The organism is Anaplasmataceae bacterium AB001_6, from assembly GCA_020002265.1.
In the GTDB taxonomy this organism is placed as follows: domain Bacteria; phylum Pseudomonadota; class Alphaproteobacteria; order Rickettsiales; family Anaplasmataceae; genus AB001-6.
Genome location: CP048228.1, coordinates 503,946 through 528,578, shown reverse-complemented (window position 1 = coordinate 528,578; position 24,633 = coordinate 503,946). Strand labels below are relative to the sequence as shown.

Annotated in this window: 21 protein-coding genes; 5 read left to right on the top strand and 16 right to left on the bottom strand. The window is 30.0% G+C overall.

What is annotated here, in order from left to right; all coding sequences use genetic code 11:
• Positions 1-4: 4 nt before the first annotated feature.
• The 3 genes from GUI12_02545 to GUI12_02535 all read right to left on the bottom strand — a co-directional run bounded on the left by GUI12_02545 (position 5) and on the right by GUI12_02535 (position 3,208).
• The gene (locus tag GUI12_02545; GenBank protein ID UAT43022.1) at positions 5-1,342 is read right to left on the bottom strand and encodes an AmpG family muropeptide MFS transporter; all 1,338 of its coding nucleotides are present in this window, start codon (positions 1,340-1,342) and stop codon (positions 5-7) included.
• A 24-nt stretch (positions 1,343-1,366) separates the two neighbouring features.
• Entirely contained in the window at positions 1,367-2,374 is a 1,008-nt protein-coding gene (locus tag GUI12_02540) for an aspartate-semialdehyde dehydrogenase (protein UAT43021.1), read from the bottom strand.
• Between the two features lie 105 nt (positions 2,375-2,479).
• Positions 2,480-3,208 (bottom strand): hypothetical protein, encoded by a 729-nt coding sequence (locus GUI12_02535; GenBank protein UAT43020.1) that lies wholly within the window; start codon positions 3,206-3,208, stop codon positions 2,480-2,482.
• 106 nt (positions 3,209-3,314) lie between these two features.
• Between GUI12_02535 and GUI12_02530 the strand changes: the two genes are divergently transcribed.
• Entirely contained in the window at positions 3,315-4,190 is an 876-nt protein-coding gene (locus tag GUI12_02530) for a cytochrome c oxidase subunit 3 (GenBank protein UAT43019.1), read from the top strand.
• Between the two features lie 97 nt (positions 4,191-4,287).
• On the opposite strand, the gene GUI12_02525 is transcribed toward GUI12_02530, so the two are convergent.
• From GUI12_02525 to ftsY, 13 genes are all read right to left on the bottom strand, one after another.
• Positions 4,288-6,036 carry a CTP synthase gene (locus GUI12_02525; GenBank protein UAT43018.1) on the bottom strand — a complete coding sequence of 583 codons (1,749 nt, stop codon included), beginning with the start codon at positions 6,034-6,036 and terminating at the stop codon, positions 4,288-4,290.
• Complete coding sequence (locus GUI12_02520) at positions 6,029-6,298, bottom strand: hypothetical protein (GenBank protein UAT43017.1); 270 nt, start codon at positions 6,296-6,298, stop codon at positions 6,029-6,031. Before GUI12_02520 ends, GUI12_02525 begins: the two co-directional genes overlap by 8 nt.
• Positions 6,299-6,987: 689 nt before the next feature.
• Positions 6,988-8,898, bottom strand: coding sequence for a hypothetical protein (locus GUI12_02515; protein UAT43016.1), 1,911 nt, complete (start codon positions 8,896-8,898; stop codon positions 6,988-6,990).
• A gap of 386 nt (positions 8,899-9,284) precedes the next feature.
• Complete coding sequence (locus GUI12_02510; protein ID UAT43015.1) at positions 9,285-11,120, bottom strand: hypothetical protein; 1,836 nt, start codon at positions 11,118-11,120, stop codon at positions 9,285-9,287.
• Between the two features lie 208 nt (positions 11,121-11,328).
• Positions 11,329-12,132, bottom strand: coding sequence for a hypothetical protein (locus tag GUI12_02505; protein ID UAT43014.1), 804 nt, complete (start codon positions 12,130-12,132; stop codon positions 11,329-11,331).
• Between the two features lie 288 nt (positions 12,133-12,420).
• Positions 12,421-13,272, bottom strand: coding sequence for a hypothetical protein (locus GUI12_02500; GenBank protein UAT43013.1), 852 nt, complete (start codon positions 13,270-13,272; stop codon positions 12,421-12,423).
• Between the two features lie 276 nt (positions 13,273-13,548).
• Entirely contained in the window at positions 13,549-14,580 is a 1,032-nt protein-coding gene (locus GUI12_02495) for a hypothetical protein (GenBank protein UAT43012.1), read from the bottom strand.
• Positions 14,581-14,872: 292 nt separating this feature from the next.
• Complete coding sequence (locus tag GUI12_02490) at positions 14,873-15,712, bottom strand: hypothetical protein (protein ID UAT43011.1); 840 nt, start codon at positions 15,710-15,712, stop codon at positions 14,873-14,875.
• Between the two features lie 176 nt (positions 15,713-15,888).
• On the bottom strand, positions 15,889-16,671 hold the full coding sequence (locus tag GUI12_02485; protein UAT43010.1) for a hypothetical protein: 783 nt from the start codon (positions 16,669-16,671) through the stop codon (positions 15,889-15,891).
• Positions 16,672-16,738: 67 nt separating this feature from the next.
• On the bottom strand, positions 16,739-17,686 hold the full coding sequence (locus tag GUI12_02480) for a hypothetical protein (GenBank protein UAT43009.1): 948 nt from the start codon (positions 17,684-17,686) through the stop codon (positions 16,739-16,741).
• A gap of 291 nt (positions 17,687-17,977) precedes the next feature.
• Positions 17,978-18,784, bottom strand: coding sequence for a P44/Msp2 family outer membrane protein (locus tag GUI12_02475; protein UAT43008.1), 807 nt, complete (start codon positions 18,782-18,784; stop codon positions 17,978-17,980).
• A 385-nt stretch (positions 18,785-19,169) separates the two neighbouring features.
• On the bottom strand, positions 19,170-20,216 hold the full coding sequence (locus GUI12_02470; GenBank protein ID UAT43007.1) for a hypothetical protein: 1,047 nt from the start codon (positions 20,214-20,216) through the stop codon (positions 19,170-19,172).
• On the bottom strand, positions 20,216-21,160 hold the full coding sequence (gene ftsY, locus GUI12_02465; GenBank protein UAT43006.1) for a signal recognition particle-docking protein FtsY: 945 nt from the start codon (positions 21,158-21,160) through the stop codon (positions 20,216-20,218). The genes GUI12_02470 and ftsY overlap by 1 nt, the downstream gene beginning before the upstream one ends.
• Before the next feature lie 181 nt (positions 21,161-21,341).
• Between ftsY and GUI12_02460 the strand changes: the two genes are divergently transcribed.
• The 4 genes from GUI12_02460 (at position 21,342) to GUI12_02445 (ending at position 24,633) form a co-directional block, all read left to right on the top strand.
• Positions 21,342-21,731: a hypothetical protein gene (locus GUI12_02460; GenBank protein ID UAT43005.1), complete on the top strand. Its 390-nt coding sequence runs from the start codon at positions 21,342-21,344 to the stop codon at positions 21,729-21,731.
• Positions 21,732-21,758: 27 nt separating this feature from the next.
• Entirely contained in the window at positions 21,759-23,402 is a 1,644-nt protein-coding gene (dnaA, locus tag GUI12_02455; GenBank protein ID UAT43004.1) for a chromosomal replication initiator protein DnaA, read from the top strand.
• Between the two features lie 133 nt (positions 23,403-23,535).
• Positions 23,536-24,144: a hypothetical protein gene (locus GUI12_02450; protein ID UAT43003.1), complete on the top strand. Its 609-nt coding sequence runs from the start codon at positions 23,536-23,538 to the stop codon at positions 24,142-24,144.
• Positions 24,145-24,171: 27 nt separating this feature from the next.
• Complete coding sequence (locus GUI12_02445; GenBank protein ID UAT43002.1) at positions 24,172-24,633, top strand: beta-hydroxyacyl-ACP dehydratase; 462 nt, start codon at positions 24,172-24,174, stop codon at positions 24,631-24,633.

Sequence of the window (24,633 nt, the reverse complement as noted above, 5' to 3'; positions counted from 1 at the left end):
TATATTAAGCAATCTCAGTAGTTGTATTTATTTTATTAGAAAATATATGTAGCATAGTAAATAAAGGTATAATACCGATTAATGCACTAATTAAGAAGAAAGAATCCCAATTTAACAATTCAGCCAATATACCAGAAATAGGTGATATAATAAGCACACCCAGTGCTGTGAAAGAAGTTAACATTGAGTATTGCAAAGCAATATAATTGGAATTTTTACAAAGATTAGATATATAAGCAACAAATATAGTGGTAATCATTCCTCCTGTGATATTTTCTACAGCAATTGCTAAAAAAAGCAACTGTATATAGTTACCAATATAATATATTAGCATAAAAGATAAATTTGATATCATTTGCAAAAACAAACCAATTATGACCATTTTATTTAAATTAAAACGTAAAAGTAAAAAACCACCAAAATATGCCCCAACAAAAGTTATAAAAAAACCAAAAGTTTTATTAACAAATGCTATATCGCGTATAGAATAACCCATCTCTAGAAAAAAAGGATTAAGCATAACTCCTATAAATATGTCAGGTGCTCTGGCAAATAAAAGTGAAAAGAGTATCAAGATACACATAGATTCACGCGAATAAAAGTCTTTAATAGGGCTTATAAATGAAGTACGTAAGAAATGCTCTATATGACCTAGAAAATTATCATACTTTTTTTCCCCTTTATTTTCAGAAAAGTTACGATCATAAAAATCCTTTGAATTTCTCCTGATAAAAAAAATCATCACCATAATGGTGAAAATTAAAATAGAAAAAATAAGGTAAGAATATTGCCAATTTGTTATATTATCACACAAAAGATTTACATCGCATAAATAAGAAACTAATAATAAAAATATACCGCCCGCTAAATACATACCAATTCTATAGCCAGAAATAGCAAAAGAAGTTCCCAATCCTTGTTCTTTTGATGACAGAATTTTTACTCTATAAGCATCAGAATTAGCATCATGACTAGCAGCTAAAATAGATAAAAAAAACTGAAATATAAATATGAAAAATAGACTCTTAGTAGGGTTAATGAAAAAGTAAATCGAAATGCATATAAATATTAAAATCTGAAAGACAACTGTCCAGCGATAATAATTATTAAATTTTTTAAAAAATTTAACTATAATTATATCAAAAAAGCCAGACCACAAAAATTTAAGAGCAAAGGGGAAAGTTGCGATGTGCATAAATCCAATCTTCGATTTAGGTATCCCAGCAACAGAAAACCACATATTAATTGTCCCATGAGTAAAAGAAAACATCATCCCAGATATTAATGCAATCATAAAAATCGTGAGCATATCGTTGGATCTTTTTTTTAGTTTATCACTCATAATTAAAAAATAAGATAAGGAAAATCAAAGATTTGCAATAATTTCAGCTATTTGAACAGCATTCAGTGCACCACCCTTTCTCAAGTTATCTGCAACGCTCCAAATAGAACATATCCTTTTTTCTTCATCAATTCTCAATCGAGAAACAACTACATCATCAAAATTTTTAGCATTCAATGGTGTAGCATATTTCTCTACATCATTAAACAAATCTACCCCAGGAAAATCATCATACGCTTCAATCACAGAATTTATATTCTTCATAGAGCCATCAAATTCTATAAATATAGACTGTGCATGACCAATAAAAACAGGGACACGTACACAAGTAGCTATAATATCACTCAAAATGCCCCCTGTTATCTTATTACTTTCTAATTTTATTTTATTCTCTTCAGAAGAATTTCCTAATTCATCAAAATCACCAACATGTGGCAAGCAATTAAAAACTATATTTTCTGGAAAAACACTCTCTTCTTCGTCTTTATCTATAAAAGAATAACTAGCTTTAGTTTTATCATATAATTCATTCATAGCTTTGCGGCCTATCCCAGAAACTGATTGGTATGTTGACACAAAAATCCTATTTATGTTGACCAATTTTGTTAAAGGAAAAATAGACATAAGCAATTGAATGGCAGAGCAATTGGGACTAGCAAAAAATCTACTATCGCCTACGTCATGAGCATTTATCTCAGGAACAATTAACGGGACTTTTTCATCTAATCTATAAGCATCACTTGTATCTATCACAATGCATCCAGCAGATCGAAAACGATCAACATATTTTCTAGAAATATATTCATTTGTAGCAAAAAAAACTATATCAACGTCACTAAAAGTGTTAAATTTTTCTAGCATTTCTACTTGATAAACTTGCTTTTCTCCAAAAGAAATTTTTTTTCCATAGGAATCCATAGATGCAAGAGGAATAATTTTAGAAACAGGAAAGCCCCTTTCGTATAGAATGTTAATTATTTCTCTACCAATAACACCAGTAGCACCAATTACGGCTATTACAAAACTTTTCATAAAAAGTTGCTATTACAATATCCCAAGATAGCCGTAATTATATATCAACAAAATCGAATATACAATCATACATTTCAGTATGCATTTTTTGTAAAAAATATATACTCATTTATTAATATTAATTGGTAAGTCAAAGCCCTGTATGCTTTCATTATAAACTGATAATAGTACCATTTTTTGATTCTGGAATATTGTTTTATAAAGCATATAGACTGCTTCAAAATTAAGATTGAAAAACACGAATCCTACAAAATATACTATTAAAGAAGAATAAAATGCATTTATGATACCTTGCATTATATAAGAAAGGGCATTATGATAATCTCTCTCTAAAAAAGAAACAGGCCATAATTTAAAGACATCAATGACTCTATATATAAAATAAAATATTCCATATAGAGTTAAAAAAACCATGCTTTGATTCACCCAAATTGCACATTCAATTAAATTTTCACATGTTTCATCATATAATTCTTGGATCCAATCTCTTAAAACAAACACCATAGGAGCTGTTGCAAATAAAAAAATCATTTGTCCAAAAAAACTTGCGATCATAACATTTTCATGCGCTATTTCATCTCCCTTTAAAAATAAAATTAGAAAAGAAAATGAGAATATTATTAAAAACGCAGCACATATAAGATATAAATTAAATGTAAACTCAATAACATGAGCTTGATATCCTACTGTAAAAAAAACTATAATATGAGATATTAGAATTGCTGCAAAAGCCGCCCAATGGCTTTGCCAAGTTGGTAAATATCCGACACCGAACGCACTTAGAAAAAAATATGCTGGGAAAATACTCAGTAATTTATTAAAAATCTTTCTCATTTTACATAAAATAAGTACAAAAATAATATTTTATATTGTTCATAGTATAAAAAAATAAGATTACCATTTGTTTAATTTATTGTAATATAATAATATAATATCGTGAATGCATATTGCTCAATATATTATTTCTTGGGGTTTGATACTAATCATGTTAGAAAAAAAAGTAGAACACAAATTTCATATCATAGATCCTAGTTATAAACCAATCTTTACCTCTTTTTCTCTTTTTCTCTTGGTAATTAGTTTTGTATTATTCATGAGAGAAAAAAATTTTCTTACCATCTTTGCTTTTTTAGCTTCTTTATCAATTTTATTATTCTCTCTTTTCTTATGGTGGAAAGATATAATCTTGGAAGCAATAAGAGATAAAGCACATAATGAAGTGGTTCAAAAAGGGCTAAAGATAGGAATGATATTGTTTATTATCACTGAAATTGTATTTTTTGGCTCATATTTTGCATCTTTTTTCACTGCTTGGATAAACACTTACATTATAGAAGATTTTTGGAACATAATAGTTTCATCTTGGCCACCAGAAGGCATAAAAACTGTAGATCCTTTAGAAATACCTTTTATAAATACATGTATATTACTTCTTTCAGGATGTTCAGTTTCATGGGCTCATTATGCTCTTTTAAATAAAGATAATACAAATTTAGTTAATGCCTTATTTATAACGATAATGCTAGGTTTAATATTCATATTTCTGCAATTTTTTGAATTCGCTCACTCTGATTTTAATTTTGTAGAAGAGGGTATAAAATCTTTATATACTTCAAACTTTTATATGTTGACAGGTTTTCACGGTGCACATGTAATAATTGGAGTAATTTTCCTTACTGTTTGTTTAATTAGGGCAATCAAAGGACAACTTACACCATTAAATCACCTAGGTTTTGAATTTGCATCTTGGTACTGGCATTTTGTAGATGTAGTATGGATATTCGTATTTCTTTTTGTATATGTATTTTCAAGATAAAATACTTTTAAATAGAAGAGGATAATATACAATATAGAATCCTTCTCTATTCTTTTTTGGGATTGGAAAATAATCTGGACGTCTGCTATTTATTCCGTTAATGTGTTGTTTGATTCTGATTTATTATATTTATCGATCCCGATCCTACAGATTTTTTGCTATTCTCTTCCTTAATCTGCAGTGATTTTGCAATTACAGAAGCAAATAATGGATGGCAATTAAAAGGTCTTGATTTAAATTCAGGATGATATTGTGTAGCAATAAACCAAGGATGATTTGATAATTCTATGACTTCTAATATATCATCTCTATTATCACATATACCCGAAAAAATCACACCTGCTTTCTCTTCAAGAATACTTTGATATTTTATGTTAAATTCAAATCTATGCCTATGACGCTCTAATATGAAATTCACTTTGCCATATATTTCACTAATCTTCGTATCTGGAACAAGTAAGCATTTATAAGATCCTAAGCGCATTGTCCCTCCTTTATCACATGAAGAGGTTCTATACTCCTTTTTTAAGTCTTTTTTAGAAGTCCAACTGTCCATTAAAACAATAACTTCATTCTCATAAGATCCAAATTCTGAAGATCCTACATCTTTCATTTTTAAAACATTTTGGCAAATCTCTATAATAGACAATTGAAAACCCAAACAAATTCCTAAAAAAGGAATTTTAAATTCCCTTGCATACCTTATTGCCAATAATTTACCTTTTATTCCTCTACTACCAAAACCTCCTGGAACAATCACTATGTCAAAACACTTCAGAGTTTTTTGGGTATATTCGTAAGAAGACAGGTCCTCTGAATTAATTAATTCAACTTTAACATTACAATTATTGATTAATCCAGCATGATCTAATGCCTCTAAAACTGATTTATAAGAATCAGATAATTCAACATATTTTCCTATAAGAGCTATCTTTACAGTATAATGCTTTACACTATAAAATTTTTCTATTATGTTCTCCCATTTATTAATAATCAAAGGGTTATTTTCAGATTGCTTAAAGCAATCTTCCATATCAAAGTATTTTAAAATCTGCTTATCTAATCCGAAATTATGATATACCACTGGTATTTCATATATATATTTAACATCAGGAGCACATATAACAAAATCTTTATCAACACTACAAAGAGAAGCTATTTTTTCTAATTTATCTTTTGGAATAGAAGAAGGACTTCTGCACATTATAATATCAGGCTGTATACCCATGGAATTAAGACTTTTTACTGAATGTTGAGTAGGTTTAGTTTTAAATTCTTTATCATTATTAATAGTCGGAACCATAGTCAAATGCATAAGAGCTATATTTTTTCTTATTTTACGACTCGAATACATCAATTGTCTGATTGCTTCAATAAAAGGTTGGCTTTCAATATCACCTATTGTTCCCCCGATTTCACACAGTAAAAAATCATAGTCTTCAATATCTGATAAAATGAAATCCTTTATTATATCAGTCACATGAGGAATCACTTGTACAGTCTCGCCAAGATAACCACCTTTTCTCTCTTTCATGATCAATTTTTGGTATATCTTTCCAGTAGTAATGTTGTCATTCTTAGAGCAATTTATCCCAACGAACCTTTCATAATGTCCAAGATCTAAATCTGTCTCGCCACCATCTTCAGTCACGAACACCTCTCCATGTTGAACAGGATTCATTGTTCCTGGATCAACATTAAGATATGGGTCAAGTTTTTTTAATTTTATCTTAAAACCTTTTTGTTGTAATAAAGAGCCTAAAGCGGCTGTAGCGAGCCCTTTACCCAAAGATGAAATAACTCCCCCTGTTATACAAACTATCTTACAATTATTATTGTTAACCATCTAAAGGCACCGAGTTATCGAAATCACGCAATTTATCAAATTTTAATTCTGATTGATCTGTAATAAGATCATCTTCTTCTATAAACAAAGATGATTTATGACCACTACTGTAAACAGCAGTTAGAATTGCAGTATTACAAATAAATAAAAACACTATAACCCAAGTAAATTTTGCAACCGGTTTCAGTTTATTGATTTTACCAAAAGAAGTGCTTTTTTTGCCAACAAAATCGCTAACAAAATCTGAATCTATACTCTGCACCAAAATTAGCAACAAGATAAGAAAAATTAGCAAAAAATGCAACACAAGAAAAATATTGATCATGCCATTGTATAATAAGAACACGTACTAATCTCAGTATACAAAAAAACATCCAAAAAAGAAATAATAAAAGACGAATAAGTAGCTTTATTATGGCAGTTATCAAAAAATATTATCCTATCCTTTTTCGGGACAAAAAATGCCTTCCAACGAAAAAATATCTTTGATAACTACCGAATTTATCGATAAATACAAAAACATCTTATCAAAAGAATATGGAAAAAATATAAATATATAATGTCATATCATAATATTATATATTATATCATAAAAATACACTTTAATCTCTATAGTAATGAATTACTATAAGATATCGGTCATATTTACTTTGACGCTGTTACTTACTAAAGAAAATAACGAAATAAAAAAATTACTGATCACTACTTGCCCCCTAATGCTAATTTTAGAGAATATTGTCCTTATCAACAGCACTTAAACTAAAAAATATTGTACAAATTGTACAAAAAATTACAAACAATATAAAACAATTCTTTATATTGATCTATCATCTATAGATAGCAAAAAAGCATCATTCTCTAAAATCCAAAAAGCATCTTTTAATGAAAAAAATTTTAAAGATGCTTTTTTTCAAAGGCAATATAAACAATATTCATTAGACATTAAATTTATTAAAAATAGAATTTAATACCTACAGTAAATACATGATCCAAGGAACTAGGTATGCTTACTTTAACATTCTTAACTTTATCCTCATTTTTTATAGAATTGCTAATATTAGCTGTTAGTGCTACTTTGCTACTATCTACTTCATATAAAGATTTTACTTTAGGTGTTTTAATATAATCTGTTTCAACACTAGGTTTAGCAAGAATATCATTGTCATTTTCAACCGTAATTTTATGTGGTACAATTTCTTTTCCAGTAGAAATGTCTAACTTATTATTAAAAGTAGCTATTGGCATATCAACATTAACATCTTTTGCTGCACTATATCTGGCAGTATATGCAGCATAAGGAGCTATAAAATCAGAAATATGGTATTCAATACCTATTCTACCTTGTGCAGCAAATACATTAGTATTAAAATCTCCTGATGTATCCAAATCTGAAGTACTATAAGTAGCAATCAATTCATCTTTATAAGCATCATCTCCTAGATTTTTATTGTGAGGTGCTACTTCTTTTAACTCAATTGGTTCAGAAAATTTAGCAATTAATATAGAATTTTTTGTTCCTTCAGGTCCACTTGTACCATCAACCATAACGGCACTTCCATCCACAAGTTTCGCATATTGATAACGAAGATTATAATCAAGCTCAGGAATTCCTTGCATATTAGCAATATGCTCACCACCATCCCCTACAAGACTACCTGCTGTTAATATGTGTATCCATGCATCTTCTGGTGTCGAAGCACCCGAAGTAGGTGCAAAATTATATATCGTATCACCACTTGTTGATTTAAAACCAGAAATATCATTAGTGTCTATGGTAGGATAAATTTTAAAATTATAAGCTCCAGCAGAAATATTTGCTTTACCCTTAACAAGATTAATACCAGCACCCACACCCACGAAAGCCGCAAATTTAGGAGTAAAATTAATGTTATAATCGGCAACAGCACCTAAGAACGTTTTTTCCATATTAGTTATCTTTGTTATAATAGCAGGAGATTTATCAAGAATAGTCTTAAAACCTATCCCTCTTCCAATTAAACCATCACTTAGCCCTAATTGTCCTTCTGTGATATTAAGATTATGTGTAACGTTTTCTAAATCATAGTTCTCCCCTTGTCTCTTATTTAAAACACCTGAGGTATCATAAGCTATGCTACCATCTTTTAATATCGCTTTAATTGCATTTAAGGTATTATTTGTTCTACCATCATCTTTGCCTAAATCTTCATAAAGTACAGCTCTGTTTTCTGCGTCTTTTAAAAACGCCTTTGTACCTACCGCCATCGATTTTACATTCAAAGGAATAGTTGTAAAAACACGGTCAGGATTAACATAATGAGCAGCATCATCGATACCAGAAGGGTCCAAAAGAATTGGTTCATGATCTTCAATAAATGTATATGCAGGAGATGTATATGCAGAAGAAGTAGTTAATAATTTATCAACACCTGCTAAAGTAGCTTCATATTTTCTATAATCTATTAATGCCCCTATAGAAAAGTTACCGAAATTATATCCAATTTCTCCTCCAAACCCTAATTTTGACCATTTTGCCTCTTTATCATTCGAAGGTATCTTCGTTTCTCCTAAATTAGGTACATTCAAATTTACAACACCAGATAAATTAGGAACAACTGTAGAATCTACTTCAGTAATATTTACGCTTATATTTTCAACATTAAGCGCCATAGCTTCAGAAGAACCGATCTCAGGAAGTGTCATATTGCTAGGAGAATAAAAACCGCCAACATACATACCAGGTCTAGGCTTCACCTCTTTTCTCTTCAGCATAAGCATAACTTTAACTTTATCATCGGCTTTCAATTCTTCCAGATTAAAAGATGTTATAGAAAAAATTGCCAACAGCGTAAGGCAAGTTCTTACTTTACATTTACTTTTCATTTATAATCACCAAAAAAATTACATAGCAACCCCCATATCAAAAAAATAAAATAAAATCTTAGCTGTAAACAACGATCAATTAATCGATCTGAATTTACTAGCAAAATTCAAGAATATCTATCTAAAAATCAAGAAAAATTGGATTCATAATTATCACATCACAATATTGCGTGTATTATCATAAAAAATATTGATTAGATATTAAAAATAGAATTTAATACCTATAAATACATAATTTAAAATGTTGGGTACGAATATCCATGCTAATCATCAAATTTTTTGATAAATATAAGGATATCCTATCAAAGAAATATGGAAAAAATATAAACACGCAATATTCGTATCATAATATTGCGTGTATTATCATAAAAAATATTGATTAGATATTAAAAATAGAATTTAACACCTATAGCAAACACATGGTCTAAAGCATTAGGTATGCTTACTTTAACGCTTTTGTCGCCTACCGAAGAAGGTGTAGTATTACGCATAGTACCGTTATCACTAGGAACAGTTATCGTTACTTTGTTAGTAGTATCTACCGTAGATGTTACTGTATCTGCCATTACAGGAGTTTGCAATATATTAGCAAGATCACCAGGTTGTACAGTTAGATCACAATTTGTATGAGCAATGTTAACTGTATGTGGAGCAATTTCTCCACTAGTTATATCTAATACACCAAGAGCACCATCACTAGATGAATTATTATCTAAATTAACGGTAATATCTTTTGATGCACTGTATCTAGCAGTGTATGTAGCATAAGGAGCTATAGAATCAGAAATACGATATTCAATACCTACTCTACCTTGCATAGCAAATACGCTAGTATCAAAATCTTTTGATACATCTATATCTGAAAAAGTATAAGTTCCAATTAGCGTAGCATCATCATAATCTTCATCAGCCAATTGCATATTATGTGCAGGTAATTTTGATTCATCTAGCATAAATGGTTCAGAGTACTTAGCAACCAGTAATGAATTTGCTGTACCTGTAGGCCCATTTTCTCCTGTAAGAGCAACAGGTCCACTTAATTTATAAGTTAATGCATAATTATTTGTAGCAGAAGGATGCTTTTGTCCTTCATGGATATATTCACTACTACCTGCTAATTTATATATCATTAAACCTTCAGGAGTTTCTGGAGTGAATTTATATATAGCATCTGTACCTGTTGCTTCAAATGCAGAAATAGGATCAGTTTGTTTAGTAGCATAAATGTTAGTAGTTCCACCACCAGTAATTTTTGTAGTACCTTTGACAATATCAACACCAGCACCAGCACCTATAAAAGCTGTAAATTTGGGACTAATATTAATATTATAATCAGCAACAGCACCTAAGAATGTCTTTTCCATCTTGCTTATTTTTACACTAGTAGTAGTTCCAGTAGAAACAGCTTTAAAGCCCAATAATCTTCCGTTAATACTATCACTTTGTCCTAATTGTCCATTACTAACAAAACCATCAGAATTTGTTATATCATAGTCCGTTCCAGTTCCACTACTTAAAATTCCACCAGAATTTACACTTTCGCCACTATCTTTTACATCAATTATATTCAAAGTATTATTTGTTATACCGCCATCAGCACCGCTATCTACATAGCGTACAGCTCTATTATCTACACCAGTATAAGTACCATTTACTATTGATTGTATATTTAAAGGAATAGCTGTAAATACATGATTAGTATCATAGGCCAAAGGGTCAATGTTACCAGCACTTTCATGTGCTTCAAACAACGTAGTAACACTTGTTCCTCCAGCATCTGAAGTACCACTATCACTACTGGTTGAATCATCTTCATATTTTCTATAATCTATTAATGCTCCTACAGAAAAGTTACCAAAATTGTATCCAATTTCCCCTCCTATTCCTAAATTAGCCCATTCACTTTTGTCTGTTAGCAAAATTCCACCATTGCCTCCAGATGCTCCAGGCAAGTTTATAGTTCCAGTTGCAGGTAAAGCTGGAGTTACACTATCATCTATATTTATAGATGCACCACCAGCACTTGATGATCCACTATCACCACTAGTATTAATTTTAGGAAGCATCATGTTACTGGGAGCATAAAAGCCTCCAATATACATACCAGATTTCTTTTTATTTATAGCTTTATCAGCAGCATTTAATTCGCTTAAACTAAAAGATGTTGCACAAAAAACTGCCAATAACGTAAGGCATCCTCTTACTTTATGTTTAATTCTCATTTATAGTTCCCCAAAAAAATCAACACAAAAAATATTTTTCTACTATAAATTGAAAATATTTTATTTTAGTTAAAATAAAAGGAGATTTTCTACTATAAATTGAAAAGTTATATTATAAAACAAATATATTTAATAATAAAAAAGACCCGTGCTGATATATACAACACGGGTCTAGAATACTTAAATAATAATCTCAGTTAGAGAGAAATTAGAAAGCAAAATTTACACCAATTTTGAAGATGTGGTCAACGCTACTTTTAAGCTTTAATTCTTTAAGCCCAAGATTAGTGTTAAGTGTTACAGCATCGTCTTTTGGTTTCAAATCAGTTTCAAAAGCGTATCTTAGAGTATAACCAACATAAGGAGTTATTCCAGGAGTTACTTCATAACCAAAACTTGCATTACCTTGCAAAGCAAAAGGTAAAGCTGTTAGTTTAGCGTCTGCGGAGATAGCAGCACCAGTAGTATCAGTAGTACCATACTTAATATTCATTGTATTATATTCCATACCAGCACCAGCACCTACAGCTACTGACATTTCTTTTGATATAGCTATCATGTAATCAACGTCAATTCCAGTGTACCATTTACTAACATCTACAAAGCTCTCAATCTTACCAGCATCAGTAGCAGTAGCAGTAGCAGTAGGGACAGGGAAAGGTAGATCCTTGTTATCATCAGATGCGTAATAATCTGTTTTACGGTAGTCAGTAACAGCAGAGATAACAACATCACCCATTTTGTAACCAACTTTAGCTCCACCACCTAACCAAGCAAATTTTGTGTTACCTGTAAGGTCTATTGGTTTTACTTCTGCGCCAGCAGCCTCAGCAGTTGCATCAATTTTATCATTAATGATACTTGGAGAATAAAAAATACCTACTTGCATACCATCACTGCTTGCTTTTTTAGAAGCAGCAGAAGTTGTTGCAGCAGAAGCTGATGCCAAAGATACAACACTCATAACAGCAATCAAGGATAGGCTTCCTAATAACCTGTTTCTTATTTTCATATTAAAAATACCTCAATTAGTTTTGTTTTTAATTTTAATTCAAATCTAGACTTGCATTAAGATATGCAAGAAAACACATTTATTGTAAAACAAAAAAATATGATTAGTCAAACAAATATTAGGATTAATTTCAACTGATTAGAAATTTATATGCTATTTTATGAATATAAATATAAAAAAGTAAAAAAAAAAGCAAAAAAAAGCAAATTAAATAAATAAAAAAGACCCGTGCTGATATATACAACACGGGTCTAGAATACTTAAATAATAATCTCAGTTAGAGAGAAATTAGAAAGTAAAGTTTACACCAATTTTGAAGATGTGGTCAACGCTACTTTTAAGCTTCATAGGAAGGTCTACAGAAATTACTTTACCACCAACAAAACTGCCAGCAAGTTTTACAGCATCGTCTTTTGGTTTCAAGTCAGTTTCAAAAGAATACCTTAGAGTATAACCAACATAAGGAGTTATCCCAGGCATTACTTCATAACCAAAACTTGCATTACCTTGCATAGCAAAAGGTAAAGCTGTCAATTTAGCTTCAGCTGGCACAGCGTCATCACCTGTATCATTTGCTTTAAAATAGTTAATGTTCATTGTATTATATTCCATACCAGCACCAGCACCTACAGCTACTGACATTTCTTTTGATATAGCTATTATATAATCAACATCAATTCCAGTGTACCACTTAGAAACATCTTTAAAATCTATAAGATAAGCACCAATACCTTCTGCTGCAGGTAGAGTAGGAGTATTACCACCATCTATTTGATAAGGAATATCCACATTATCTTTATCTAGGTAATAATTTGTTTTACGGTAGTCAGTAACAGCAGAGATAACAATGTCACCCATTTTGTAACCAACTTTAGCTCCACCACCTAACCAAGCAAATTTTGTGTGATCTTTAAAATCTATAGTGCCTGTTAAATCGTTAGCGCTAACCTCTTTAGGATTGGTTACATCAATTTTATCATTGATGATACTTGGAGAATAAAAAATACCTACTTGTATACTATCACTGCTTGCTTTTTTAGAAGCAGCAGAAGCTGTTGTAACAGAGACAGACGTCAAAGATACAACACTTATAACAGCAATCAAGGATAGGCTTCTTAATAATCTGTTTTTTATTTTCATATTAAAAAATACCTCAATTAGTTTGTTTTTGATTCAAATCTAGACTTGTATTGGCATATACAAGAAACGCAGCCATTATAAAACAAACAAAAATGATTTGTCAAACAAATTTTAGGATAGACCCCTATTAATTAGGAAATTGAGGATAATTTGATGAAAAAAAGCAAAGATGAACAAGAATTTTGAAATAAAGGACTGATTCGCGTTGAATATTATTATGGAGAAAAATACAACGCGAATCTAAAAATATCTTGCAAGTAATCTCTACTAGAGAGATTAGAAAGTAAAGTTTACACCAACTTTGAAGATGTGGTCAACATTACTTTTAAGTTTTATAGGAAGATTTGTTGTTTTAGTTTGGTCGTTGTTCGGATCTGGGTGACTTGTCAGCCAGTTACCATCTTTATCAACCGTGTTGTTGCTGCTGGCGTCGGGATCATCTGTGTAGATCTTATCTTCTGAACAATGACGCACAGCAAGGCTGTTTGAATCAAAATCAGTTTCAAAAGAATACCTTAGAGTATAACCAACATAAGGAGTTATCCCAGGCATTACTTCATAGCCAAAACCTAAATTACCCTGCATAACAAAAGGCAATGCTGTTAACTTAGCCTCCACGTTAGGAGCAGCAAGTGGTGGTTTTAGGTTTATTGATCCTCCTTTTTTATCAGAATACTTAACATTTATTGTATTATATTCCATTCCAGCACCAACACCTACAGAAGCTGACATTCCTTTAGTTAGGTTTACCATGTAATCAACATCAATTCCGCTGTACCACTTAGAAACATCTTTAAAGTCAATTTTATAAGCAGCAGCATCAGTTGGTTTAGGAGCAACATTTTCTAGCTCACTTAGCCCACCACTATCTACATCACTACCTGATGGCACACTAGGTTTACTGAAGTCGCCATCTTTTCCGCTTATAGCATAAGCAGCATCCTTGTTATCTTTATTTGCGTAATAATCCGCTTTACGGTAGTCAGTAACAGCAGAAATAACAATGTTACCCATTCTGTAACCAACTTTAGCTCCACCGCCTAACCAAGAAAAGTCTGTGTGGTCTTTAAAATCAACGGTTTGTGTAAATTCATCCGTATCACCTTGTATCGTATATCCCGCAGGACTGCTTATATCAATTTTACCATTAAATATACTTGGAGAATAAAAGATGCCTACTTGCACACCCTTGCTACCTGATTTCCCAGAAGCAGCTAATGCCGACGCGTCAGAGACAGATGCCAAAGATGCAACGCCCATAACAGCAATCAAGGATAGGCTTCCCAATAACCTGTTTCTTATTTTCATATAAAAATACCCCTATCAGTTTGTTTTGAATCCTAAATCTAACTTGCATCATGTTAAGATATGCAAGAAAACACATCTATTATAAAATAATATAATATGATAGGTCAAATAAATATGAGGGTTGATCCTAGTCTACTCAAGGGATTATGCGCTAAATTATAAAAAATAGTAACCCAAAGTAATACTTTTTAAGTAAGTAAGAATTTTTAAATAATTCATAACAAAAAGACCCGCGCTGATATATACAACACGGGTCTAGAATACCTAAATAATAATCTCAGTTAAAGAGAAATTAGAAAGCAAAATTTACACCAATTCTTAAAATATGATCGATGCCACTTTGAAGCTTCATAGGAAGTTCTGCTGGCGTTACTGTTTTTCCAGTTCCATCACCAATTCCAAGGAGTTTTATAGCATCGTCTTTGGGTTTTAAATCTGTTTCAAGAGCGTATCTTAGAGTATAACCAACATAAGGAGTTATGCCAGGAGATACTTCATAACCAAAACTTGCATTACCTTGCATAGCAAAAGGCAATGCTGTTAATTTAGTTTCAGCAGTACTATTTACATTCTCTGGAGTTGCATATTGAATATTTATTGATTCATACTCTACACCAGCACCAATACCAACAGATGCTGATATTTCTTTAGAGATGCCTATTACATACTCAACATCAATTCCAGTGTACCACTTACTAATATCTTTTAACCCAATATAATAAGCACCTTCTGTAGCTGTTTTAGGTAGTCTAGGAATACTATCAATAATAGTACCACCTAGTACTTTATAAAGTAAATCCGTATTTTCATTATCTAAGTAATAATCTGTTTTACGGTAATCAGTAACAGCAGAAATAGTAATATCACCCATTTTGTAACCAACTTTAGCTCCACCACCTAACCAAGCAATATTTGTATTATCTTTAAGATTGATGGCTTTTGCCAATCCATTAACACCCTCAGGATTGCTTATAACAATTTCATTATTAACGATACTTGGAGAATAAAAGATGTCTACTTGCATACCATCACTGCTTGCTTTTTTAGAAGCAGCAGAAACTGTTGTCAAAGATACAACACTCATAATAGTAACCAAAAACAGACTTCTTAATAATCTTCTTTTTATTTTCATATTTTAAAATATACCTTATTAATTTATTTTTATCTTTAAATTTATATTATTATAAATATAAAAAAAAATATGATTAGTCAAATAGTATATTAAAATATACATTAATTAATCAAAAGATAACGCGTCAAATTATAAAAAAGGGATTTTTAAATAAAAGAAAATCACTGTATGTGTAATTATAGATGTATCATCAACCCGATAACAAATGCGTGATAATTCGTATTATTCATATCAGCTAGAGTAAGATTTCTGTCCTTGCTATCTTCTAGCATAGGATTCATGGAAGGGTCTTTAAAATCGATTTCTGTTTTATAAGTATGTTTTAAATGATAACCAAGATAAGGAGACACATTTAATACTCCACTAGATTTAATACCGATCATACAATTAAGTTGTGTAGAAAGCGGCATAGATTTATAAGTAGCTTTGAAAGAACTATCAGATTCATCAAAAGCATCAAAATATATACTATCAAACCCTATTCCTGCCCCCAAAATAAAATAAATCCATCCTGACATGTTAAATGTAAAGTTGAAATTAGTTGAAAAATGAAGGTCATACATATTTTTAATTCTTAATCCAGTAAGATCTACATCAGTACCGGTTTGAGGTACTATAAAACTACCATCATCCTTTAATGATTTTTCATAACAAGACAGTTTTGCATAATCTAATTGAAAAGAAATAGATAAAGGGTCAAACATATAACCTACCTCTCCTCCAAATACAAAAAATGGAGAATTAACTTTTGTATATTCTGTTCCCTTATATTGACTAGTATCAAAAGCAATACGTTCGTTTAAATTATCATTAAAGATGTTATTCACACCTAAAAATACGCGTGCAAAAGCATTAGAATGAAATAAATACATATCTTTTGATAGCGAATCAGCTCTAATTTCTGATTGTATCAAATATGAAAAGATAACAAGTAAAACTGCAAACGATTTTCTACTCATCCGCCCATAACATTACACCATAACCTGAGAAAATTATAAAAGAATAATATTAACTTATTAATACCATTCAAAACATAAACCCTATTCCTAACTGAAATTGATAAGAAAAATCTCCATAAAAAGCAGATTTTTGATTATTTATGGTTCCTTTAGGAGTATTTGATTTAAGTTCATTATCTTCAATCACTCTCTCAAATTCATCAACAAATACATTACCGCTTAAATTTTTTTCTGTAGTGTAATTAATTGCAATGCGTGTAAAAATATAAGAGTTTTCACTAAAATCATAAGATATCCCAGCACGCGCTAATAGTGCTAATGGCCAAGCAGTAACAGTTGTAAAATTACTACTATTATTAGTGTAAAAATCGATAGTATTATATGTTACCGCGGTGCGATTCACACCCAACCCTAAACCTAATGATGGTGTTAATTTGTGTTCTCTAATATGGAAATTAACATCAGATACCAAGCCAATAAAATTTTTGCTTATCGAATCAATATAGCTATTTTTATCTCTGAAAACATCTTTTTGTGGTGTATCAGTATCTTCATCAGCAGGAGTATGCTCAATCAATTTTGTTGAAGTTAATTTATATCCTCTTGTTTTTGTAGTTTCATCATTACCATTGGATGAAGATGTATTATCATTATTAAAAAAACCAGATATTCCTTCAGATGAAGAATCTTTATTATTGCTGTTTATATTATTAGTAAAACAACCGTGCTCTCTATGATCAAAAATAATACCGAAAGAAAACATATCACCAGATTCATACCCTACTTCAAAGCCAAATCCCAAAAGAGATTCATCTATACTTTGTTTTGTTACGGCAGTATCATATATAATTTTATCCTTATATTTAGAATCTTTAATAGAGACACTAATGTCATTCATAATACTATATTGATAAAATATCTCAGAATATATATTACTCTTCTTCTGCACTATCGCAGCTTCAATATTATTAATTGTTAATAAAAAAACAGAAAATATAATACTAATTCTTTTCATCTGATAAGATCAATAAACAGCTTTTGCTGATAAATAAAAAATGAATTAGATATATCCTAAATACAATAATTTTTAGTTTATATTAAAGAACAAAAAGAGAATTAAAGGCGAAAGGTAAATGTTTTACAAACACATTCATCACCCTAATTTTAAAAGATAATAAAAAAAACTTTGACTTCAAAAGAATAGGTATTTCTTGATCCAACACCTACATCAAAGAAAATTTTTTTCAAAATAAAAAGAAATCAAGGGAAGTAAATATGACATACTCTCCCTTGATTAAGATTGTTTTTAGAAAGTAAATCTAACACCAATTTGTACTAAACTTTTCATTGCACTATTCAAAGTGAACTTAGCCTTTCCATTGTCAGCAATGTTAGATGCATCATCTATAGCGTATTCAGGAACTGTAGTTTCAAATTCTTTTTCAAAGACATATCTAAAAGTATAAGAAGCATATGGCTGAACACCAGAACCCATATCATAAGATATACCTGCTCTTCCCTGTACAGCAAATGGATATTCCGTTACAGTAGTTTCAGAATTATCAAGCCCTCCTAGGAAAGTCAGTTTAGTGTATTCCATACCAGCACCTACCCCAACAAAAGGAGCCATGGAACCCATACCAAATTCATAATCTGCTAAGATACCAAAGAAAGCACTTCTATAGTCATGCAATTTCAGGAAATAGTTACTTTCACTAGCAGCAGCTTTCACATCACTACCAATTGCCAAATATTTATTATCATCACCTTCAACATCTACTTCTGTAGCAGTTGACATATCAACCATACCAGATATTACAAAACCACCGGTTTTGTATCCAACTTCGATACCACCGCCTAACCAATTAAAATTGAATTTTGATAATTCTTGCTCAACTTGATTAATACCAGTAGCACCAATAGCATTAGCTTCATGCTTTGCTGTTACTGTCATTGAGTGAAGAAAACTAGGCTGGTAGAACACAGCAGCGTACATACCAGAAGATTTTGAAGGTTTAGAGGACGTAGAAGCTGCACTTACTCCATTTAGAGAAGAAATTCCAAACATAGCAACGGCAGCCAGTCCCAGTAACACTTTATTTTTTAGATTCATTGTAAAACCTCTAAATTACTCGGATAAAAGATAAAACAGAATAATAACAATTAATAGTAGATATTATCAACTATTAATAAAAATAATTCGTTAATTACTCAGTGACAATATATAATATATATTTTCATATTTCAACCTTTAATTGAAATAATAACCAAAACACACCTAAAAATAACAATGTATTAATCTATACAGTATCATCTGTATATTCCTGTTAAAGATTTCTTCATCAATTAATTATGGCATGCATAGATGTTACTCTACCCTGTGATGAAAAATGATTTTTTAAATTTACAAGAGAAATAGTTAAAATCAATCAGAGAAAATAAATTTTTTTGAAAAAAATCTTCTCTTCTTCTTATTAATCTTAATTTTTTATAGAAATTTATAATTCGATAGCTTTAAATTTTTCGCCCATATGATGAGAAGCTGTCAATTTATCAATAGCTTGCGATAAAAGATAACGATCACGAATATCACACTTCTTAGATAAAATTTCTACTCTCTCCTTTAAACCATACTTATATAGAAAATCCTTCTGCGTACAATAATCTTTATATTGGCCAAATATTTTAAAATTTAAGTCATGCGTTATATCACTTAAACCTATTTTAAAAAAAATATTAGGTAAAATTTTATTCTTATAAAAAGATCGAATTGTTGATACACATCTTTTATTAATACAGCCATAATCTATAAATAAGCCATAACCACCCATGATATTCAACGTCTTCTTTATTAATGAAATAGTATTAGAAATACCAGAAGAATATTCTATAATATCGCCTTCTATAGGATGAAGAAAATCCACAAAATCACTTTTTGGTAATTTATCAATTGGTTTAGTAGAAAAAATTAAATCTCCCTTAAAATTCTCTTTAATAATAGAAATATACCAATTGTTATCCTTAAAAATATACTGATTAACAGATATAGCATCAAAAAATTCGTTAGCTACAAAGAAAACATTAGAATCGGCAGAAAGACAAGATATGGCTTCTTCCACAGAAGAAAATTGTGTCACTTTTTCTAGATGATTAACCAATTTCTGTTTTTGTATTTTTCTCATTTTATCACTACAATCAACAAGAAAAATATTCATAGAGGAATAAAAATCATTAAATTGCCTAAAAACATTCATCATATCTAAGGCCATTATGCCGGATCCAGAACCAAGTTCCACGATAGTTAGGCTTTTTTTCCGATTAATCAATTTATCCCAATTAACCATGCAAGCTATCGCGATGATTTCACCAAATATCTGATGTATCAAAGGAGATGTTATAAAATCGCCATCAGTATAAGACAAAGGATCTTGCGTAGTGTAATAACCATATTGTCCATATAATGCTTCATTTATAAAATCAGAAAGTGTTATAAACCCATGATCTGTAATTTTCTTTCTTATTTTTATCTCTGAATTATTAAACATTAATCTGCTATATCTAAAATATCCTTAGAGAATTTCACAGGATCAAATTTTTGTAAATCTCCAATATTTTCTCCAACACCTAAATAAGCGATATTAATTGATTTAAATGTATCAGACAGAGCTATTATAGTTCCTGCTTTTGCACTACCATCCATTTTGGTAATAATAACACTGCTGACACCTATTCTATCATTAAAAGCTGACAATTGAGAAATAGCATTTTGGCCAGTTGTTGCATCTATACACATTATGATTTCATCAATCTCTTTGCCTGTTTTCTTATTTATAACCTTAATAATTTTCTGTAATTCTGACATTAAATTGTCTTGATTATGCACTCTTCCAGCTGTATCTATTATCAATAAATCGGCATCTTCTTTTATAGCATATTCCAAAGCTTTGTATGCAACACTAGCTGGATCAGAATCAATTTTATCACCGTAAATACATTCTATTCCTAATTTTTCAGACCATAATAAAAGCTGATCTTTGGCTGCTGCTCTAAATGTATCACATGCTCCTAAGACTACCTTTTTTTTGTTCTGTATATACAAATTAGCAATTTTTGCGATTGTAGTTGTTTTTCCATTACCATTAACACCGCAAACAACAAATACTGTTAAATCATTATCATTATTAATGTTAAGATTAAATCCATTATTCGATACAATCTCCTGTATTATTTCTGATAATAGACTCTTAAATGCATCAATACCAAATTCTTCAGCTTTGCATTTTTTCTTTGATATTTGATTAATAATCTTTTTAGTGGCTTTAGAACCAACATCAGATTCCAAAAGGCATCTTTTAATATCTTGTAACATTGCATCATCAATCTTTCGCTTAGCAGAATAAGTAAAAATTGACCCTATTCCACTTAAAAAAGACCCATCTTTTTTTATATTTTTTTTGAAATTAGTGAAAAAATCTTTGACTTTTATCATTGAAGAAATCGTTATACAAGAACTAACCTATATTCTAAAATATTTGATGATTATAATGCAAATATTATTAATTAAAAAATTAATAATTATAAAATGTTAATTTAATACATTATTTGCTATATGCAACATATAGGACTAATATACTTTGTTAAAAATAAATTTAATCATGAATATATGAATTATGTCAGTTAAAAATATAAATATATTAGATTTAAAAAAATCATTATTCGATGACAATAGCAATGAAAATAAGATATTATTAGATGTTAGGTCTAAAGCAGAACATGATATTTATGGAACTCCCGATTATGACAAAAAATTATTGATTGAAATAAATGTGACAAAACCACTAGAAGAAAAGTTTCAATCAGGTTTTACTGAAAAATTTTTAGAGCAAAATATCTCAAAAGATGTAAAAATATTTGTTATTTGTAAATCTGGTGTCCGATCAAAATTTGTATGTACACTTTTACAAAATATAGGATATGATTGTTTCAATGTGCAAGATGGTTTCGATAATGGCACAGAAAATTGTTGGAAAGCGAACCTCCCTGTCAAACATATAAAATAAAATTATTAGGATTACAATTCAAAAGATATGGTAATAACTTATAAAACAGTACAAGAAATATTACAAGAAATAAAATTTAATTCTACTAAAAAAAAGCACGATATAATAGAAATAAAGCAATCAACAAATTATCCTACCAAAGAGAAAGTAGATGAATATAAAAATGATGAATCTTGCATAAAAGCAACAAAAGATGAACAACATTTTATTAAAATCTGGAACGATATACAACTTGATTTACTTAAAATATGCGGAAAAGATGCATTTGAAAGTTGGTTCAAATGCATAATATTGGGAACAATAAAAAATAATTGTGTATATTTTGCCGCTCCCACAGAATTCGTAAAAGATTGGATCATGGTCAATTATTATGACAAACTCCTTCGTTTATGGCATAAACATATCCCAGAGATCAAAAGTATAGATATAATAGTAAAAAAATCTGAACCAAAATCAGAGATAAAGGAAACTTTTGTTATAAAAGAAGAAGACAATAAAGAACAAATAACTTACTTAGAATCCGAAAATCATGATATTAGCCAAAAAATTGATAAACAATCAATATATTCAAAAATAATCAATAATGATAAAGAATCAGACAAAGATCCTAATATTATAGATAAGATATCAAAAGAAGACAAATTCAAAGTAATACTGGATTCTAGATATACTTTTAGTAATTTCATAGTTGGAAAGCCTAATAATTTTGCCTTTGAAGCCGCTAAAAGAGTATCAGAAATGGAACATCCATCGAATGATAGCAACCCTCTCTTTTTATATGGGAACGTGGGATTAGGAAAAACTCATTTGATGCATGCTATAGCATGGAATACAAAAAAAAATTTTAAAGATAAGAAAGTCATATATATGTCAGCAGAAACATTCATGTATAAATATATACTTTCTTTAAAAGAGCGCACACTCCTATCTTTTAAAAATCATCTGAGATCAGTGGATATATTAATGATAGATGATCTGCAATTTATCAGTGGAAAGGAAAGTACTCAGGAGGAATTTTTCCATACATTTAATGCCCTTATTGATCAAAAAAGACAATTAGTTATATCAGCTGATAGATCACCGAATGATCTAAATGGCGTTGAAGAAAGAATAAAATCTAGGTTAGGATGGGGTTTAGTAGCGGATATTAATCCAACAACTTTTGAACTAAGAATGGGAATATTGCAATCAAAATTAGAACAATTAGAAATAAAGATACCAAATAAAATAACTGAATTTATTGCAAAAAACATCACATCAAGTGTGAGAGAATTAGAAGGAGCGCTAAAAAAAGTTGTTGCACATTCATCTTTAACCGGACAGGAAATTTCTCTAGATTCAACAAAAGAAATCTTAAATGATCTTTTAAGAACAGCAGATAAAACAACAACGATAGATGAAATAATAATACAAACAGCAAATCATTTTAATATTAAAATTAGCGAGATAAAATCTATAAAAAGATCGCAAAAATTTTCTGTACCAAGACAAATTGCAATGTTTTTAGCAAAAAAAATGACAAAAAACAGCCTTCCTATAATAGGTAAAAGCTTTGGAAGGGATCATGCAACTGTCATACATTCTATAAGAAAAATTGATTGTTCGATTAAGAGTGATTCCCAACTTAATAAATCTGTGCTAACAATCATGGAAAAATTAAAAAATAGATAAAAAAAATATTACTTCTTAATCCATTATTTCTAGCTAAACAAAAATAGCTGCAGTTGTCTTATAATACAGTATTGCTTTAAAATCGCTTATGTGTTGTAATGTTCTTTATATGTAATTTTTTGTTGTACTCAATATGAAATTTTCAAGAAAAATAATTGCTCTATCGGTAGTTTTTTCACTGACCGTATTTACTATAAGTAGCGCATATGCAGAAAAGGCAAAAAAGGATGTTACATCTGAAATCCATTCAGAAGTCAGAATTGGCACTATTAATGCAACAGAGCATGAAAATTTTAATAAGCTCTATAAAAGCATACAAGGAAGATATCAAGACACAGAAGAAAAAAGTATGAAATCTATGTCTGAAATGCGAACTACTCACGATAAAAAAATTACCGATATTGAAAAAAAGAAGGGAATTTTAGATCCTGAGAAATATGACAAAGCAGTAAATTCTGAAAATGAGAGATTTGAAAAACAAAAATCTGATTTATTACAAAAATCTCAATCACAAATCGAAAAAATAACATCTGAAGTTCAAAACATCATGAGTATAGTTAGAGGTTCTATGCAAGATGTCGCAAAAGAGGAGAAAATTGATTTAATGATAGAAGAAACAGCAATCATGTTTAAAAATGATGATAATCCCAGCATGAAGACTGTAGATTTGACAAATAAAATTGCCGAAAGATTTATGTCAAATAAGGATATCAAATCGTTTATAAAAGCAAATAGCAAATAGAGTTATTTTTTTATCAGATACAACTTTATGCCTACTGTTACGGATATTTTTCTGAATAAGGAAAAAATAGAAGAATTAATACCTCATAGAGATCCTTTTCTGTTTCTCGATAAAATAAAGATTGTCGATCCTGGTGTGGAAACTGACGGATATTTTGCGGTTAAAGAAGAAAGTTGGTTCTTCAAAGGTCACTTTCCTAATTATCCTATAATGCCTGGGGTATTAATTGTAGAGTCTATGGCACAAACTTCAGCCGTTGGAGCAATATATTCTTCTGCAGAATTAGCTGGCAAAAATACATTCTTCTTAAAGATAAATAATGCGATATTTCGCAAAGGTGTTTTTCCAGGTGATAATCTTATCATAAAATCATTGTTGAATAGATCAATAAAAAATGCAAAGATTTTTGATTGCACCGCACGAACTATCTCTGAAAAAGGTGAAAATATAGTTGTTGCAGAAGCTCAGATAATGGCTACTATAGGCTAA